Raw genomic sequence first — 17,961 nt, 5'->3', positions numbered from 1 at the left:
AATAAATATAAGTACAACGGAAAAGAGTTGCAGGACGAGCTGGGGCTTAATGTATATGACTATAGTGCACGCAATTATGACCCTGCACTTGGTCGATGGATGAATATTGACCCATTAGCAGAACAAATGCGAAGATTTAGTCCTTATAATTATGCTTTTAATAATCCTGTTTATTTTATTGACCCTGACGGAATGGCTCCACGGGCGGGACAGTCTGGAATATATTATGATTATGATACAAATGAATATACAAATGAGAATACAGGAGAAATATCAGACCAAGCTTCTGCAATTGCTTATCATAGTAATTCCATTAATGGGAAACCACCAGTTTTTTTAAATGGTTTTCATAAGACATACTCAAAACGTACTGTAGCGGAACAAAGTTTGGTAAGAACAGCATATGCACTAATGGAGAATGTAACTGATGATGCTCTAAGATTTTTTGGACATGGATATAATGGACATTTAACTTATAGAGGAACCAAAAAAGATGGTACTAGAATATTTGCAGATGGTCTTGACAATTTTTTAACCAAATCATCAGTGGGTGAAAGATGGGTTGAAATAAAAAGAGATGGAGGAACTTTTATTTCTTATGCCTGTAGAAATGGAGCAAAAGGGGGCATTCTTGAGCAAGCTTCTGGTATTGAAGAATTATCGAATGTAATTTTTGTTGGACCAACTAGGAATGTTTCACCTTCAAGTGATAATGATTCTGGTATGTTTTTTAGTGGCTCAAATAAGCATGAAAAAGGAGTGTGGAATATATATAGAGGTGGTGAAAAGGTAGGTACTCGACCATGGAATTGGCAACCTGTAGAAATTGACCCAGTAACTTTAAAAGATATTGCAGAACCTAAGTAAGAAAAAATTAATTTAAAAAATCATGAAAAGAAAATTGTTTTTAAGCATTGCTCTTAGTCTAATAGTTTTAGTGATAGCATTAAAATACTATACTGATTATGTTACTAATTCAGCAGTTAGAGAATATGAAAAAAAGTATGTTGCTGAATTTAATGACACGCACCTAACTGAAGCACAAAGTGAGTACGATTTAAATCCAAAATTTAAAGAAAGGTTAATCGATAAGTTTGATAAAAACTTTTATGATAGTATAGTAAAGGTTGATACATATGATAATGTATTAATTTATTCAATCATCGTTTCAAACAAATGGAATTACTCAGAAGCATCATTAAATGTATTTATGGCATTAGCAGGATTGGATAAAAAAAATTCATCCACAAGCTTACCTGAAATTGATTTTTTAGATGAAGAGAGCAGAAAGATGGCTCTACATTATCTAGAAAAAGCTTCTGATAAGGAACATCCAAACGCCAAATATATTCTTGGTAAGTACTATTTAGAAGGTAAATATTTAGCTAAAAATGCCACACTTGGTAATTCCCTATTACAAGAAGCGAAGAAATTAAGTGGAGGAATTTTAGAATAACTCGACTTAAAGATAAACAAAGCCATTCCTAACGGAGTGGCTTTTGCTTTTATAACTTATATATGGAACATTGAAGCTTAAGATTAGCACGTATTTGTTCCTAAGTCCCCGAAAGAGACAAAATCAGAATTTACGAACCCTCCCTCTCCTGTATCGGCTATTTTAGTACTAAATTCCCTGATTTAAGTCTTCAGGTTACTTCCCCGTACTATAAATTGTACGCTTATTCTATTCAATACACTCGATGTGACAAACGATAATTCTGCTAATCTTCACGTCAGATTAACTCACTGTCTCATTTTGGAACACTGATTTACTCATCCAGAAAAATATTTTGAAAAAAAAAGTGCCAAAAAGCTACACTTTTGAAAGTTTGATAGTATTTATTGTAAAGATGCTTGATTAACCTCCTTGTATGGAGTTCTTGTATCTAAACAATAATTGAGATACTAATCAACTAATAAAAATGAAATATGAGAATTTAAAGAAATTTATAATAAGTACAAAATCAAGTAAAAGTACTATTTACAGATTCTACAAAAAAAATGAAGATTTATTCTTAGAAACTAAGCTAAGTACTGGAAAGAGAATGTTCCCTGTTGACCATGCAAGATATTTTGATTCTGAAATCATGTTTGATGAGAATAAAATCCTGAGACAAGAAAATAAATCCATGAGGAACCTCATAGACTGTTTAGCAGATAAAGAGAGCTTTCAGCATACATTCTGGCAGATGGACTGGAGTTTTTTCTTTACGGTTGCATATAAAGCAGACCGTCAGAAGATGAGCTGTTTTAAGCAGATGCACGGACTTTATGATTATCTGAATGAAAAGTATCAGGATTCTACTGAATTGAGAATGTTTTTTACAACGGAACCGTTCACAAATAGAAAAGGTTTTCATAATCACTTTGTTTTACATATTGAAGATAAAAAGCTCCATGAGAAGATTATAAATGATATTCAGGAGCATTTTAATTATGATAGAGTTGATGTAAGCGTTTACGACCGTTATAAAGCAGGATTGTTCTACATGTCCAAAGCTGGTCTAAACGGTGAGGACTGGGATTTTATCAATAACAGTACAAGCATCGCAGAAGATGAGAATTAAACTTAAACTTTCTCAATTGAAAAGAATTCTCAGTACGGAACCGCTGAAATTGCCTATTAGTTTTAAAATGGAAGATTTTACCGACCACGAATTTTCAGAGTTTCAAAAATTATTACAATCCAAAGAACGAGGCTAACATCTCGTTTTTTTGTGTTCCTCAAATTCAAAAAGCTTGTGAGCCCAGGAAAACCAGGATTTTTCTAGGATAATCCAAAATAGACCTGGACATTTGTTTCACTATTGATAAGAAGTGAAACAAACAGCAGAAACCCAACAAATACAAGGGTTCGCAAAGGTTGTTAAAATGACCGCTTTCATTTACATAGATATAGGTAGAAAAGTGAAACTTAAATTAAGCAAAATGGCATTAAAAGGACAAAAGACAACAAGTGATTTTTTAGAGTGGGACAAGATGCAAACTATCGTATTGAAATTGGAGCGGGACAATGACCTGAAATTTGCGCTACTCATTGCAACGGGTTCTTACATCGGTCTTAGGATTTCAGACCTGCTTCAACTAAGATGGAATCAGGTTTTGAATGAGGAGCATTTTACTATAACGGAGAAGAAAACCAAGAAAATCCGTAAAGTGACCATCAACCCAGAGCTACAAATTATACTTAAAAGATTATTTATCCAGCTGGAAGCCAAAGAAACTGACTTAATGTTTGTGAACCGTTTTGGAGATAAGCCGTTCAGCATCCAATACGTGAACAGCAAACTCAAAGATATATTCACAAAATACAATGTGAAAGGTCAGTATTCGAGCCACTTCATGCGTAAAACACTTGGAAGAAGAGTTTGGGAAGTAAACAAATACAGTGACCAAGCTCTATTATTGTTGTCTCAGATGTTCAATCATACGAGTGTATCTACTACAAAAATTTACCTAGGAATAAGGGAACAGGAGATAAGTAACCTATATTTGAGTATATAGCCAAAAAATTATTCGTAAAAATTTCATTGGTTTTAATGTTTTTTTTAAAAAAATATTCAAAAGAGTCAAATTTAAATCCATATAAATCTATATAAAATCCATAATATGTTGATATTTAATATGTTGACTTTTTAAATCCATATAAATCTATATGGGGTTATTAATTCAATAATTGTAGGTTTTTACGTATTTTTGAGTTGTGTTTAATTTCTCTACCTTTGTAAAAGAAATCTAAAAGGAAAAGATTCTTGCAAGGAAAATTTCGCCATTCTAATAGCTAAAGAATGGAAAAAGAGCGAGTTGTAAAGCTGAACAACTTGCTCAAAAATCAAATTTATATTTCAGATTACAGGTTCGGTGCAATATCCGAAGCAGGATTCTTGTGCCCAAAAATTACGTGTTAAACTTAAAAAAATGAAAGCTTATGCAAAACTTAGAATCGCTGTTCCAGTCTTTTGAAACTGGTATCAGAAGCGTAAAAGCGACCAAGCCGAAAGACTATCTAAACAAAATAGGTCTGGATTATGCGGAACTGAGAATAGGCTTTAATTCAGGACAGTTTCATCACAATAAAAGCCAAGAAGCCAAAGATGATTTTGAAGCTTTGGGAGTGCTTAAAAAGAGCGATGCGGGTGTAAGAAAGGAAGACCTGACAGCTTATACTGTTTTTGGAAGATACGGACTGATTTTTCCATTGTTGAGTGAGAAAAACGAGATTGTAAATTATTTCGCTTTACGGTTTGATTTGGATGCTCCTAAGGAAGAATACCTCAACAGCGAAGGCATTTATCCAGCTTATCCCAATGCTTTAACCAAACGGCTCTATATCGCTCCGACAGTTATTGACTGTGCAAGCCTGATTCAGTCCAAAGCGCTGGAGAATAGGGATGCCGTGATTGCACTGCACAACGGAGCGTTATTTCCCCAGCATCTGGAAGCTATTAAAACCCTGCACGAATTGGAAGAAATAATAATCATTAAACGTTAAGCACATGCAAAATATTAGAACACAAATACAAAATATAAGACCAGAATTGCCAGTAAGCATGATTCAGCTCCCAGAGGGTCACAGCATGAATGATATGTGGATAAACTACGGAACCGATGGAATTGTGGAGCTTTTACAGAATCCAGAAACAGAAAAAGCAGTCCCGACACTTGAAATCCACAGCGACTACAAAATCAGCTATAAAGGAAAAACAGGAACATTTTATGCCATTGGAAGTCTGCCAATGGATTTGGGGAACCTTAGAGTTTCACTACAGATTGTTGAAAAGGAGAGCCAGAAGAAACATCGAGTGAAAATTGACCTGTTTGATTTTACCAGTGTTGAGAACCAATGCAGGGAAATCAGCGAGAAACAAGGTTTTGACGGTAATTTGCTGGAAGCTGATTTGAAGCAGTTCACAGACCTGTTGGAAGATTATAGAGAAAACATCTTCAACGCTGAAATGAACCCCGTAACCGACCAATTTTCAGAAAAGGAACTCACGCCCCAAGCACATGAAAAAGCGATAGAATTCCTCTCCAAGCCGTGTGTTTTAGAACATGTAGATAAACTATTGGGACAAAGCGGAATTGTTGGAGAAGAAGACAACAGGCTTTTATTGTTTGTACTGGCATCCAGCTACAAAATGCCATATCTGATGCATGGACTCGTACAGGGAAGTTCAGGAGAAGGCAAGTCACACCTCATCAACGCTATAGCAGACTGCATGCCACAGGAAGATGTAATGAACATGACCAGAATTACCAGCAAATCGCTTTATCATTACAGAGATAAAGAGCTGATGAACAAGCTTATCATTGTTCAGGATTTTGACGGATTGGATGAAGAAGCGCAATTTGCATTCAGAGAAATGCAGACAGCTAAGTTTCTGACCAGTTCCACTGTGGTTAAGGATATGCAAGGCAATACCAGAGGAAAGATGAAAACGGTACAGTCACATTTTGCCAGTCTTATCGCTACTACAAGAGCAGAGGTCTATTATGACAATATGAGCCGTTCGGTAATCTTGGGAGTAGATGAGAGTCTGGAGCAGACACTTCGCATCATCAAGGCGCAGAACCTTAAAAACACTGGTCACAGTAGTACTGAAAGCGAACAGCACGCAAAACAGCTCCTTAGAAATTGTATGAGAGTTTTAAAGAGTTATGAAGTGGTTAATCCCTTTGCCGATAAGCTTATGTTACCGCTGGAGGCTAAAATGCTTCGAAGATTAAACAGCCAGTTTCAAAATTTTGTATCCCAGATAGCCATTTTAAATCAGTATCAACGAAAAAAAGACGATAAGGGAAGACTGATAGCTACCGAAGAAGATGTAAGAAAAGCCGTTGAGATATTCTTTAGTTCCATCATCATCAAAGTAGATGAACTCGATAAAAGTACCAGACAGTTTTTTGAAAATCTCAAAGGATTTGTCAGAAGCCAGCCAAACGGAACAACATGCCGATTCACAACCCGTGAGATACGGCAAGAGCTCAATATAAGCAAAACATCGGCTTTTAAATACATGCAGACCCTGCAGGAACTGGAATACATACAAGCTGTAGAAGGTTCCACAAACAAAGGATTTAAATATGTAGTGAGTTATTGGGACAATATGGAAAAGCTGAAAGCCAAGATAAAAACAGACATGGGAAGCCAGTTAGACCAGTTGAAAATCAGTTAAAAGAACACGTGAAGCCCTGTAAATACAAGTGATATAACACCAGTGTTCACAGTTTTGCCCAGTGCGCCTAAGGAACATTTACAGATGATGATTTTAAAACCTGCGAAAAGATGAAAAAAACAATACAGACCCCTGCATTTCAAAACCTTTTAAATGAGTTTGACAGCTATGTAAAAGTTAAGAATTACAAACAGGGAAAAGGCACAATGTACCAGAATGCCATATCAGAATTCCTTATCTGGCTGGAAGATTCGGGAATCACAAATATCAAAAGTGTAACTGGTAAAGAATCAGTAAGTTATTTTGAATATCTGATAAAAAGACCCAAACACCGAGGAAACGGAACACTGGCAGGAAAGACCATAAAATTTCATCTGTTTGCTTTAGGGCTCTTTGTTTTGAATCTACTGGAGAACAGACATATTGAAAACGCATATTACATTCCAAGTTATTCGGGAGAAATTGGAAAATCTCGAAATGCCCTGAGCGTTGATGAAGTCAGGAACATATACCAGCATTGCGTAAGTGATTTACAGCGGGCTTTGTTATCAGTTGCTTATGGATGCGGACTTCGAAGGTCAGAGATTACAGCTTTGAATGTAAGGGATATACAGCTATTCAAAGGTATTTTAATTGTCAGGAACGGAAAAGGAAGCAAAAGACGTGAGGTTCCTATGAGCAATATGGTCATTGAATATCTCAGAAAATACATAATTGATGAACGTTACCAGAAAGTAATAAGCAAAGATTTAATTCAAGATGCACTTTTTATCCACGATAACGGAAAACCGATGAATGGCGAATACCTCAACAATATGCTAAAGAAAATAATTGAACAAACCAATGATTATCAGCTTATACAGAAAGAGATAACGCTTCACTGCCTCAGACACAGCATTGCCAATCATCTAATGGAAAATAACGCAGGAATAGATTTTATACGTGGATTTTTAGGTCATTCGGGAATCAATACAACCTATATCTATGCGGTTCGGAATAAAAAACGAAAACCAGTAACAACCTTTTAAGTAATCAGCCTATGACTAAACTGACAATTGAAAACTACCTGCTTCAAGATTACAGCAGACAGACAGTAAAGAGTTATTTATTTGCAATAAACCATTTTTTAAAACGGAACCCCAAAGCTAAACGTTACAAATACAGGAACATCGTGCAGTATATGGAAGAAATCAGCCGAGAGCAACCCAATGGAAAATATCGAGTTGTCATTTTATCAGCAATCAAAAAATATTATGATTATCTGGTTATGAGCGGATACAGAACAGACCATCCGTGCAGGAAGCTCAATATCAAGGTTAACAGCAATCAGGCTGTTCAGGTTCAGGATTTGTTCAGCTCAGAAGAGCTAGAGCTTCTTTTGACCCGTGAGAATCGATACGAGAATTTGGACACCAGAAACAACGTTCTTTTGAATCTGCTGATTTACCAAGGTTTAACTAGTGACGAAATCATAAAGTTGAATGTTCAGGATATTGATTTGGACGCAGGAACAATTTATATCAAAGCATCCAGTAATTTGAATAGACGCAAATTATCATTGTTAGCTAAACAAATATTGCTATTTTCTAAATACATCAACGAAGTTAGACCCAAAATGCTCAGAGGAGCAACCGACAAACTGATTGTTGGCAAACTGGGCAAGCCTATTACTGTTAACAGTATTCATGCAATGATTGAGCCGTTAAAGCCGTTGTTTCCAGATAAGAACCTCAACCCCAGAACTATCCGAATGAGCGTTATTTGTAATTGTCTCAATGAAAAGAAACTGCCTTTGGAGCATGTTCAGGAGCTTGCAGGGCATAAGTGGCCTGGAACGACAGAGAAGTACATAAAAATAGATAGCTTAGAGCAACGGGAATTGATTAATAAGTTCTTTCCGTTATGACATGACAGTGACAAAAAATGATAACAATAAAAAAAGCTGTCAAAAAGACAGCTGTATAATGTAAAAATTTTAATATAATGAATTTGGTCTAATTTTTGTATTAATGAAATCTTAATCTTTTCCTAAGATTATCGAAAAAATGATTTTTAAATTTAATGTAAAATTAGAGCCTGTCAGAGGGTGCAAAAGTACATTTAATTTTTATAAATCAAAATTTTTTCAAAAGAATATTTTGTTAATTTAAAAATTAAAAAAGCATGACAAAGAAGAACGTACATGTAGTCAAGTCAAAAAGCGGAGATGAATGGTCCGTAAAAACAGAGAATAGCCAAAAGGCTTACAGGAATGTAAGTACTCAGCAAGAAGCTATTGAAATTGGTAAAAACGTTGCCAAAAATAACAGTTCTGAACTATTAATCCACGGTGTGAATGGTAAGATAAGAGAGAAGAATAGTTACGGTAACGATAATAATCCCCCAAGAGGCTAATGGTTAGAGGATGTAGTATCTCGTTAAATCAATTAGCTGATTTTTCGCAAAGCACACTTGCGAAGAAAAAAAGCATTATTAAACAGCAAAAAACGCCAAACTCTTTTAAAATTGCTTATTACCAATTAGCTAAGGCTAGAATTAAAAAGGTAATGGCTAATAAAGGAGACATCCAACCAGTGTTGGACGGTATGGAAATTTTGAAAAGTAAGACGTTAACGAAACCAAGGCAAATTAATGATAGAGTTGTTTCATTAGATGCTTTACAGCGATTCGTCAGTATTCAAATTCCTAGTTTGCTAAAAAACTATGATTACAAAGTTTTGAAAAATGTTGAATCAAAATCAATTGTTATTAAAGGTGTAGAAGTTATAGTATCGCCAGATTTAATTATTGAAATTGATATTGATGGAAAAAAATATTTAGGAGCAGTAAAGACGCATATTTCTAAAGGGAATAAGTTTGATAGAAAACAGCAAACGTATGTGGCTAGTACACTTCATAAATATTTAGAATCTCAAGTTGCCAAAAATGGAGAGATTGTTTTGCCTGAATTATGCATTTCAATTGATGTTTTTGGTGAAGGAATTGTTACCTCTCCTGTTAATATTACTGACAAGATAAAAGACATAGAAGTAATATGTGAGGAAATTAAAATGTTGTGGGACGCCACATAAATTATTAGGGAAAAGATTAATATTAAACCGAATCGTAAATGATTCGGTTTTTTTTATACATGATTATTTTAACTTTAGGATATTTCGCAAACTAGAGCTATTTTCGTATCAGTAACAAGTTCTTTGAATTATATCAATACTGGCACCCCAATAATTACGATTAAGGAAAATTTGTAAATCCTTATAAGTACAAGTACAACGGGAAAGAACTGCAGGATGAGCTGAGGCTTGGGATATACGATTATGGAGCGAGAAATTATGCCCCTGCACTTGGTCGTTGGATGAATATTGACCCTTTAGCTGAAAAAGCTTTTAATTTTTCCCCAAACACTTATGCTATTAATAATCCTGTTTATTTTATTGACCCTGATGGAAAAGAAATTGATATTAGCTTAATATATAAAAAAGATAAGAATGGAAAGGAAATTAGAGATAAAGATGGTAATAGAATATTAACAAATGTAAATATTACGATTACTGGAAAAATAATAAATTTTTCAGATAATAATGTTGACATGGATAAGGCTGTTTCTGATATTACAACATCATTAGAAAAATCATTTAGTGGAACCTTTGGTGATGACAAAGTCAAAGCAACTGCAAATTTTTCTGTTGCAAATTCTATGAAAGATGTCAAAGATAGTGACCATTTGCTGGTTTTAGCTCAAAAAATAAAACCACAATTTGATGAAAATGGACAGATGATAGGTGAGCCTTTTGGAATAAGTAATTTTTTTGATGGTAAAGTTGCTTTTGTTGATGCGGATTATTTTTCTGGCTTGTATGATAAATATATAGGAAATCAAGGAGAAAGAACTTCAGCTCATGAATTTGGGCATCTATTTGGGTTAGAACATGTAATGGGTGGCTTGATGCAAGGTGGTGGAGATGGAACAAATTTATCTCCGACGCAATTTGGTACAATCATTAAAAATTATAAAGAGGGTAAGCTTAATTATGGCACTAATTCAACAATTTTTGGGCTCCCAAATACGGGAATTATTGGTTCGGATAATGTTATATTGACAAATACCAATGGCAGAGAAAAGAAGAAAAGTTAATCATTAATTGTTTTTAATATTTAATTAAAATGAGAAAAAAAATTAAAATTATTTTATATTGTTTTATTATTCTAGGTCTATTTTACGAAGGCTATTATTATATTAGTTTCAAATCAAATTCTTATTTAGGTATTCGAGGAAGTGAGTTAAATAGTTATAAAGATGATTTTGTATTAATCGTTAACGACAAAAGAATAGATACTTTAAACATTAATATTCCTTTATCTTATTCAAAAGGACAAACATTATGTTTTGGTAAAAACATTATACAGCTAAAAGGTTTAAATTCTGCTAAAAGCTTTGAAACGAATATTTACTTTTATGGCTTATTTACTTGGAATATTTTAGAAGTAACCTCTAAAGATTTTATTTTCAATTCATACTATTCTGTACCTCCGATAGAATAGAAGTATTTATGTCAAAACAAAAAAAGGAGACCAAGTGAAGAAATATAAACAAGGAAAACCAAATAACCTTCGGGCTGCTTTTTCCTAGACATTCTAGATATGCAGTAATTACCTCGATTTGGATAGCGTAGTTTTGCAAAGGTGTCCACAAACGAGAAAAAGAAAACAAGTTAATACTACAAAAGCCACTTCTATAAATGGGGTGGCTTTTAGTTTTATAACATAAAAAAGGTTCAAAAGGTTGAATTTTGTGCTCAGATTATCCTGTAACCGCTGGATGACCCCGAAAATAATCAAAATCAAAACCCACGCCCCACCGCCTCCCTGTGTTGGCTATTTTGGTACAAAATTCCCCTCTATCTAGCGCGAGAATCTTGCTCGTGAACGCAAAGAGCATCGACAAACAATTATAAGTACAACGGTAAAGAGTTAAGCGGTTTTTATTAATAACCATCCTATCCATATTTTGCATTGAAAAAAAAGAAAGAAAAAAATTACACAAATATTGTAAATTGCCTATATTTGGAATGTATCAGAAAAAGGATCATCTTAAATCATTGAAGTTAACGTAAGAAATTCTGATGACAACAGAGCAATTCTAGGTTCAGGTTGGAGTCCAAGACCGATGGATGGATTATAATAGTTTGCTAATTACCTATAAAACATATTATTATATTTTAAATTAAAAAAATGTCACTAAAAAAAGCATACTATTATTTTTATTATCAATTATATAGATTTACAAATCCTTCTTCTATTTTTCCTCGTCAATTTGTAGCAATTCTATATTTAGGTATTTTACTAATATTTATAGGCGCTAGCATATTATATAACTATGGAACTTTTATTGATTTAAAATTTCAAATAGGAGATGGCAAATGGGCTACTATATTATATGTTGGTATAATATGTCTTCCTAATTTTTTTATTTTTGAATACAAAGACCAATGGAAAGAAATTGTAAATGAATTTGATAAATTACCTAAAAAAACAAATCGAATAGGTTCTTTTATAGTTTGGAGTATTGTAATTTTAATTATTGCAAATTTTATTTTTTCTATCTACTTAATGGATCAAAATGCAAAAGAAAATCATATAGGTCCTTATTCTAAAGAATATATTGAGAAACAAAAAGTAAAAGATAAAAAAAATGGTGGGTGGTAATGTTTTTTGTCTCTTGCATATGAGAAAAATTGTTTTATTATTTACGTGTTTGTGCTTGTTTTCTTGTGGTCCCAGATATAATTGTGATATACTTCAGCAGAAGATTTAAAAGGAGATGAATGTCTTTTGATTGTACATAAAATACCCAGTGATACAGATAGTAGGCTTGATTATAAAGGGATAAATCCAATTAATAATAAACAATGTGATTGCAATTCAGCAAGAAGTGGTAGATAATCGTGCCAATTATTTAAGAGCTAAAGAACAAAAAAATGCTAATAACCAAAAACTTCAAAGAAGACTTGATTACTATAAATAATAGTTATGAAAAATATAAAAATTACTTTTTTTACAATGTTGACATTTGTTTTTTTTAATTCTTGTAAAAAAGAGGTTGATAATAATAATAATAATAATAAAAGAAATGTCTTATATGCGGAAGCACAATTTAGTTTTGATTTTCCGGATACAGTTTTTGTTAATAAAATGTATGATGGAAACATTAATTACAAAAGTCATTTAGATACAATTACAACAAGTTTTGATGATACAAAAAAAAATAGATATATATATTACGCTTATACAAAACATCAAGATGTAAATTATAGTGAAGATTTTTTAAAGAAAAATACAAAAGATACATTTGGAGCACGAAACAATAGATTAATCCCTTTATATGGTATCCAATTTAATAAACTAGGATTGAACTACATTGATGGGATAATAATTGATGAAGTTATGATAGAAAACGGATCTAAAAATAGTAAAGGAGAAGCAATGACTAGAATAATAACTAATGAATTTAGAGCGACTCATAAAGTTGTTGTCATTGACAAACCCGCCAGACTAACAAAGTAAAGTGAAAAATCATTTCCTGCGGAATAAATGAGATCGACAAATAATAAAAAGTATTTTTAGAGACAGATTGTAAATATCACAAAAAGCCCCCTCTCCAAACAGTACAACTCAAAAGCTGCACAAATCTTTCTGGCCTTGAACCAATAAAGATTATCAATAAAAAAGAAACCTCGCATCCTAGCGAGATTTTGAGTTTTTAAAATGTCAGAAAGCAATTTTTTATTAATACCTCTATATCCATATTTTCCATTGAACAAAAATACTTTAAGATGTATTTTTTTTAAAATTATTTTTTTTCAAAAAAGAAAGAAAATAACTACATTGTATGTTTAATTCTCTATATTTGAAAGAAATGAAAAACAAGAAAGCGCATTTTTTGACAAAGCAATATAACGCTAGTCGAGAAGAAAAGTAATTTTAAAACCAATTGAGAATGATTTTTTTTGATTTAATTTTGATTAATATCTATAAGCTTTTAAAGATAACATATTGCAATATCTTTGAAAGAAATAATAGTGATATTAAAATTCATGCTTTTATAATATTTAGTGGACTTCAAAGCATAAATCTTTTTAGTATTATCGGTATAGTGTACTTTTTTCTTCTTGGAAAAGTTCAACCAGAAATTCTAATCTATATCGCTTTTATATTTCCCCTTATTTTTAATTATATTGTTTACTACAAAAGGAAAAGATATTATAAGATTATATTTTGAGTTTTTGAAACGTTAGAAAGTGGTTTTTATTAATAACCTTCCTATCCATATTTTACATCCAACCATAATGTTTTAAGAGGTATCTTTTTAAAATGAATTAATCATTTTTAAAATGAAAGTTATAAGATTAAGTCTTTTAAATAGTATTGCAATATTTTACTCTCTCTGAAGATTTCAATAACTAAATACTACTTTTTAAACAAAAAAAATCAGGTCTAGTAAATCATACTATTCCTGATTTTTCAATTATAACTAACCTATAATCTTATTTATCTTCGGCCTCTAAAGCCTCCGCCACCTCTAAAACCACCGCCACCTGAACGGTTTCCGTCACGTTGGAAGTTTTGAAAATTTCGGGTTTGAGATTCTCCGCGATCCCGGGATAAAGCAGAACGATCCAAATCGTTGGTAACATCAGGACGACCTGCCTCGCCAAGAGGTTTGTTGGGTTGACCAAGTGTTTGCTCCGGTTTTGGGAAATTATCGCGTTGGGTTCTGTCTCCCATTCGGGTTTCGCCTCCCAGATTTTGATTGGTTTTAGGCAGATTGTCACGTTGAATTCTTTCGCCTGCACCATTTCCGCCTGGCTTTTGATCCGGTCGCTGAATTGCTTCACCAGATTTTTTTGAAGAACCCAAAGTTCCTGCTTGTGTCCAGCCACCATTACCATTATTATAATGACTCCAGTTTCCGTTGGCATCCTTTTTATAAACATGTCCGTCATGCCCGGCATACACATTATTGTTGGTATGTATGGTGGTTCCTCCGCCTCTGCGATGTGTAATTACGCCTTTGTCACCGCCTGAAGTTTCATAACCAATTGCTGTTCCGCGTCTGGTGGTAACATGTCCGGTTTGTATCCATTGACTGCCATTTGTAGCGGCAGAATGTCCCCATTGCGCATACGCATTATGACCTTGGTTGGTTCTGGCATAATTTCCTGTCCACGGATTATAAGTACTTGCAGCCGTACGACCGCCATACCAGCCCTGAACACTTGCAGAACGTCCGTATCTTCCGGTTGCCGGATTATACCATGCCGATGTTCCCGCAGCTCCATAAGGTCCGTAAACCCTTCTTCCGGCAGCCCAGCCACCTGTCCACGGATTGTAAACTGCTCCGGCTCCATATGTATACGGCCACGGACGGTAAATTGGGTATAATCCGCCATAATAAACATAAGGCGGATAATAATATCCTGTACCATAAGTTAGTATAGCGCCTACTGTAGCACCAATAATAAAAGCACCTAAATAACCCGCTGTTGTACTGCTCTCTACAGTAGTATCGGTTGTGGTTTGCGTTACATAGGTTACATTATATACCGGAGAACTTGGCGGAATAGTATAGATTTCTTTTGGAACAGAATCAGCTGTTTTCCAGGGTCCGTTAGGGCTTGTTGACATAAACCAAACCGCCTGAAAACACAAATAATACAAATCGCCCACTTTTATCACTTTGTCCTGAGTATTGCTTGCATATTGCATTTTTGTACCCTCGATAGGTTTAAACTGTGGCGTTCCGTCATACGTCACTTTAGCTTTAGCTTCGGCATCAGCCTTCTTTATAATGGCTGTTGTAGGAACCTGAGACAGCATTACTGCATCTTTGGCTTCCTGTGTTCCCGGTACAGAGGCCAGCACATTTGCCCGTGGCGAATCTTTAGGGATTTTGGCAAAATCAGCAGGCAGGTTATTTCCTGCATACGTCCACGGTCCTGTTAGTCCTTTAGATCGAAACCATCTTCCTGACAGTAATACATAATACTGTCCATCAGCTTCATTGGCAAAAATATCATTTTCGGTATTGTCAATATATAACAATTTGGTTCCTTCTATTTTTACAAATTTAGGATTTCCATTTACTGCAATTAATTCTGCGGGTTTGTTGCTGTAGAAAACTTCCGGCGTTGTACCGTCAGACGGAGGCGGAATCATTTTTTTGACATCATCAAAATTTTGACCCGAAGGCAGATTATTAAAACCAGATGGCAGTTTGGTTGTTCTTGTCCATTTTTCATTTAAATTTTTAGAAGTAAGCCAGACATTATCCGCCAGTAAATAATAATCTTTTGCTGTTTTATCAAAAAACAAATCCCAATTGGTATTGACAACATATTGTATATCTGATTTTTCTACCGGTACTAAAACCGGTTCTCCTTGTATAATAAGTAAAACAGCGGGATTAGTGCTGTAAAAAATTACGGGAGGATCATTTTTAGCTACAATTCCTTTTGCCGGACTTTTGGTGTGGTTTAAATCTGCCAGAATACGATCTACCGAAATTGGATCTCCGCCTTTTGGCAGTGTTTCTTTAAACAATTTTTCCATTTCAGGGACTTTCTTTTCGTCAAGAGCAGGAAATCGTACATCTGTTACCTCAACGTTTTTAAAGAATACACTTCGGTTGTCTTTATCCACCAATGTTTCAGCCTTTAGCGAAGCTACGCCCAAAACTTGTTTCCCGTCTTTTGGAGTTAAAGAAAAGGCCAGTCTTGCGGTAAGATCTTTATAATCATTCCAGTCATCGACCTGAGGTTGGTAATAAACCAATTTTGCACCTTTATTTTCAGCTTCACGCGGCCAGCCATTATCGGCAATTAAAGTAGAATCGGATGCATTAGATTTTTCGGCTTCCGAATTTGATTGATCAGGGGTTTTCTCTTTTTTGCACGAGTAAAAAATGGAACTAACACAAACTACAATTATTAGAAGAGCTTTTTTCATAGATTTAAAAATTAGATTACTATTTATTGAAAGTTTATTTTTTTTCGGTTTCCTGTAAAAAATGTTTCGGATAAAATTAACTTTACAGAACATATAAAACTATTAATCAGCTACTTACTTGGTTTCAAATTCTAATTTGGAACAAAAAACAAGTCTACAGTTGTCTTATTTGCCTCTTTTTAATGATTTATTCGCTCAAAAAAGACAAAACTTTAAAAATTACCAGCCTTTTATTAAAATTCTGTAAATAATATTTATCCGGATAAATAAGACTTTCTTGTTGTTCCGATTGAAGTAAAATCCAGACCAGAGTCCAGTATCGAACGAGGTTACAGTTCATTATCACTTTAACATTATAAATTAATTTTATAACTACTAAAAATTATTAATTTGATTAATAACAACTGTCGCCATAAATTTGTCTCATCAAAATCAAACAACTGATTTGAGAATTTTAAAAAACAACTTAAAAAATAGAAATCATGAAATTTACAAGAAGAGCAAACGCAAACTGGAAAGGTACAGGAATGGAAGGAAAAGGAACTATTAGTACTCAAAGTACCACTTTAGACCATGCACAATTATCTTTTAAAACCCGTTTTGATCAGGGTGTAGGAACCAATCCTGAAGAATTAATCGCAGCAGCACATTCAGGCTGTTTTACAATGCAGTTGAGTTTTTTACTTTCGGAAGCAGGTTTTATACCGAAAGATTTAGATACGGTTGCCAAAGTAACTTTTGAAGACGGAACCATCACTTTAATTCAGTTAGAACTTACCGGAAAAGTTCCCGGAATCTCAGCAGAAGACTTTGAGAAAGCAGCACAAAAAGCAAAAGAAATTTGTCCTGTTTCTAAGTTACTAAATACAGAGATCACTTTAGCGGTTACTTTAAATTAAGTTCAAAATCAATTTCAATATTAAAAATCAATAACATTAAAACTTTAAAATTTAAAACAATGAAAACACAGTATTTAAGAGAACAATTGAATCGTTATTTCATGTTCGCAGCATTTATTTTTAGTTTGTTATTTGCAACAGCAAATGTTAATGCACAAAAAGCAGCCGCTACTGCTCCTATCAAAAATGTAGTATTGGTACATGGTGCTTTTGCAGATGGTTCCGGATGGAAAGCTTTATATCAGGTTTTGACCAAAAAAGGGTATAATGTTACGATCGTTCAGAATCCGTTAAGTTCACTGGAAGATGATGTAAGAGCAACAAATGTGGTATTAGACAAACAGGATGGTCCAACTGTTCTGGTAGGACACTCCTGGGGTGGCGCTGTGATTACAGAAGCCGGAAATCACCCAAAAGTAGCAGCATTGGTTTATGTAGCGGCTTTTCAGCCTGACAATGGTGAATCAGCATTACATTGGCTGCAAACTGCTCCTCCTGCGCCTGAAAATGGTGTATTAAATCCGGATGACAAAGGAATTGTATATTATGATAAAGCAAAATTTCATGCCGGTTTTGCTGCTGATATCAGTAAAGAAGAAGCTGATTTTATGTATGCTTCTCAAGGTGCATTTTATGCAAAAGGTTTTGCGACTCCAATAACCAAAGCAGCCTGGAAAGATAAACCTGCCTACGGAATTGTGGCGACTGAAGATAAAAGTATTGCTCCTGAAATTGAGCGTGCCATGTACAAACGTTCTAACACAAAAATTACCGAAATCAAAGGAAGTCACGTAGTTTTTATGTCTCAGCCTGAAGCAGTTGCCAAAGTAATCGTTGCAGCGTCTAAGAAACAGTAATTTATTACTTTCTAAATACTTAAAAAA

The 17,961-nt window shown here is 34.1% G+C and carries 17 protein-coding genes; 16 read left to right on the top strand and 1 reads right to left on the bottom strand.

Annotated elements, in window-relative coordinates:
* The 14 genes from A4F88_RS25805 to A4F88_RS24045 form a co-directional block, all read left to right on the top strand.
* Window positions 1-867 (top strand): RHS repeat-associated core domain-containing protein (locus A4F88_RS25805; protein ID WP_245179214.1); only part of this gene is annotated, 867 nt, incomplete at its 5' end.
* 22 nt (window positions 868-889) lie between these two features.
* Entirely contained in the window at window positions 890-1,456 is a 567-nt protein-coding gene (locus A4F88_RS24110; protein ID WP_068845588.1) for an SEL1-like repeat protein, read from the top strand.
* Between the two features lie 673 nt (window positions 1,457-2,129).
* The gene (locus tag A4F88_RS24105; protein ID WP_245179211.1) at window positions 2,130-2,567 is read left to right on the top strand and encodes a hypothetical protein; all 438 of its coding nucleotides are present in this window, start codon (window positions 2,130-2,132) and stop codon (window positions 2,565-2,567) included.
* Window positions 2,568-2,928: 361 nt separating this feature from the next.
* Entirely contained in the window at window positions 2,929-3,504 is a 576-nt protein-coding gene (locus A4F88_RS24100) for a tyrosine-type recombinase/integrase (RefSeq protein ID WP_068845597.1), read from the top strand.
* 424 nt (window positions 3,505-3,928) lie between these two features.
* Window positions 3,929-4,492 carry a hypothetical protein gene (locus tag A4F88_RS24095; RefSeq protein ID WP_068845584.1) on the top strand — a complete coding sequence of 188 codons (564 nt, stop codon included), beginning with the start codon at window positions 3,929-3,931 and terminating at the stop codon, window positions 4,490-4,492.
* Window positions 4,493-4,496: 4 nt separating this feature from the next.
* On the top strand, window positions 4,497-6,176 hold the full coding sequence (locus A4F88_RS24090) for a hypothetical protein (RefSeq protein ID WP_068845582.1): 1,680 nt from the start codon (window positions 4,497-4,499) through the stop codon (window positions 6,174-6,176).
* Between the two features lie 110 nt (window positions 6,177-6,286).
* Window positions 6,287-7,204 (top strand): tyrosine-type recombinase/integrase, encoded by a 918-nt coding sequence (locus A4F88_RS24085; protein ID WP_068845579.1) that lies wholly within the window; start codon window positions 6,287-6,289, stop codon window positions 7,202-7,204.
* 11 nt (window positions 7,205-7,215) lie between these two features.
* The gene (locus tag A4F88_RS24080; protein WP_068845577.1) at window positions 7,216-8,082 is read left to right on the top strand and encodes a tyrosine-type recombinase/integrase; all 867 of its coding nucleotides are present in this window, start codon (window positions 7,216-7,218) and stop codon (window positions 8,080-8,082) included.
* Window positions 8,083-8,339: 257 nt separating this feature from the next.
* Window positions 8,340-8,570: a DUF2188 domain-containing protein gene (locus tag A4F88_RS24075; protein ID WP_068845575.1), complete on the top strand. Its 231-nt coding sequence runs from the start codon at window positions 8,340-8,342 to the stop codon at window positions 8,568-8,570.
* Entirely contained in the window at window positions 8,570-9,247 is a 678-nt protein-coding gene (locus A4F88_RS24070) for a hypothetical protein (protein ID WP_068845573.1), read from the top strand. The genes A4F88_RS24075 and A4F88_RS24070 overlap by 1 nt, the downstream gene beginning before the upstream one ends.
* Window positions 9,248-9,456: 209 nt before the next feature.
* Entirely contained in the window at window positions 9,457-10,308 is an 852-nt protein-coding gene (locus A4F88_RS24065; RefSeq protein WP_082815844.1) for an RHS repeat domain-containing protein, read from the top strand.
* 29 nt (window positions 10,309-10,337) lie between these two features.
* Window positions 10,338-10,715, top strand: coding sequence for a hypothetical protein (locus A4F88_RS24060; RefSeq protein ID WP_068845564.1), 378 nt, complete (start codon window positions 10,338-10,340; stop codon window positions 10,713-10,715).
* Between the two features lie 690 nt (window positions 10,716-11,405).
* Window positions 11,406-11,879, top strand: a complete 474-nt coding sequence (locus A4F88_RS24050) for a hypothetical protein (RefSeq protein ID WP_068845561.1) — start codon at window positions 11,406-11,408, stop codon at window positions 11,877-11,879.
* A 324-nt stretch (window positions 11,880-12,203) separates the two neighbouring features.
* Complete coding sequence (locus tag A4F88_RS24045) at window positions 12,204-12,737, top strand: hypothetical protein (protein WP_068845559.1); 534 nt, start codon at window positions 12,204-12,206, stop codon at window positions 12,735-12,737.
* 984 nt (window positions 12,738-13,721) lie between these two features.
* Here the strand turns inward: A4F88_RS24045 and A4F88_RS24035 are convergent.
* On the bottom strand, window positions 13,722-16,178 hold the full coding sequence (locus tag A4F88_RS24035; RefSeq protein ID WP_068845596.1) for a hypothetical protein: 2,457 nt from the start codon (window positions 16,176-16,178) through the stop codon (window positions 13,722-13,724).
* A gap of 482 nt (window positions 16,179-16,660) precedes the next feature.
* Here A4F88_RS24035 and A4F88_RS24030 point away from each other — a divergent pair, with 482 nt between their 5' ends.
* Complete coding sequence (locus A4F88_RS24030; protein WP_068845555.1) at window positions 16,661-17,077, top strand: OsmC family protein; 417 nt, start codon at window positions 16,661-16,663, stop codon at window positions 17,075-17,077.
* Between the two features lie 59 nt (window positions 17,078-17,136).
* Entirely contained in the window at window positions 17,137-17,934 is a 798-nt protein-coding gene (locus tag A4F88_RS24025) for an alpha/beta hydrolase (protein WP_245179209.1), read from the top strand.
* The last annotated feature ends 27 nt before the right edge of the window (window positions 17,935-17,961 follow it).

This window comes from Flavobacterium chilense, assembly GCF_001602525.1.
Lineage (GTDB): Bacteria > Bacteroidota > Bacteroidia > Flavobacteriales > Flavobacteriaceae > Flavobacterium > Flavobacterium chilense.
Note: the sequence above shows the minus strand (reverse complement) of the source record. Positions and strands in the feature narration are given on the sequence as shown.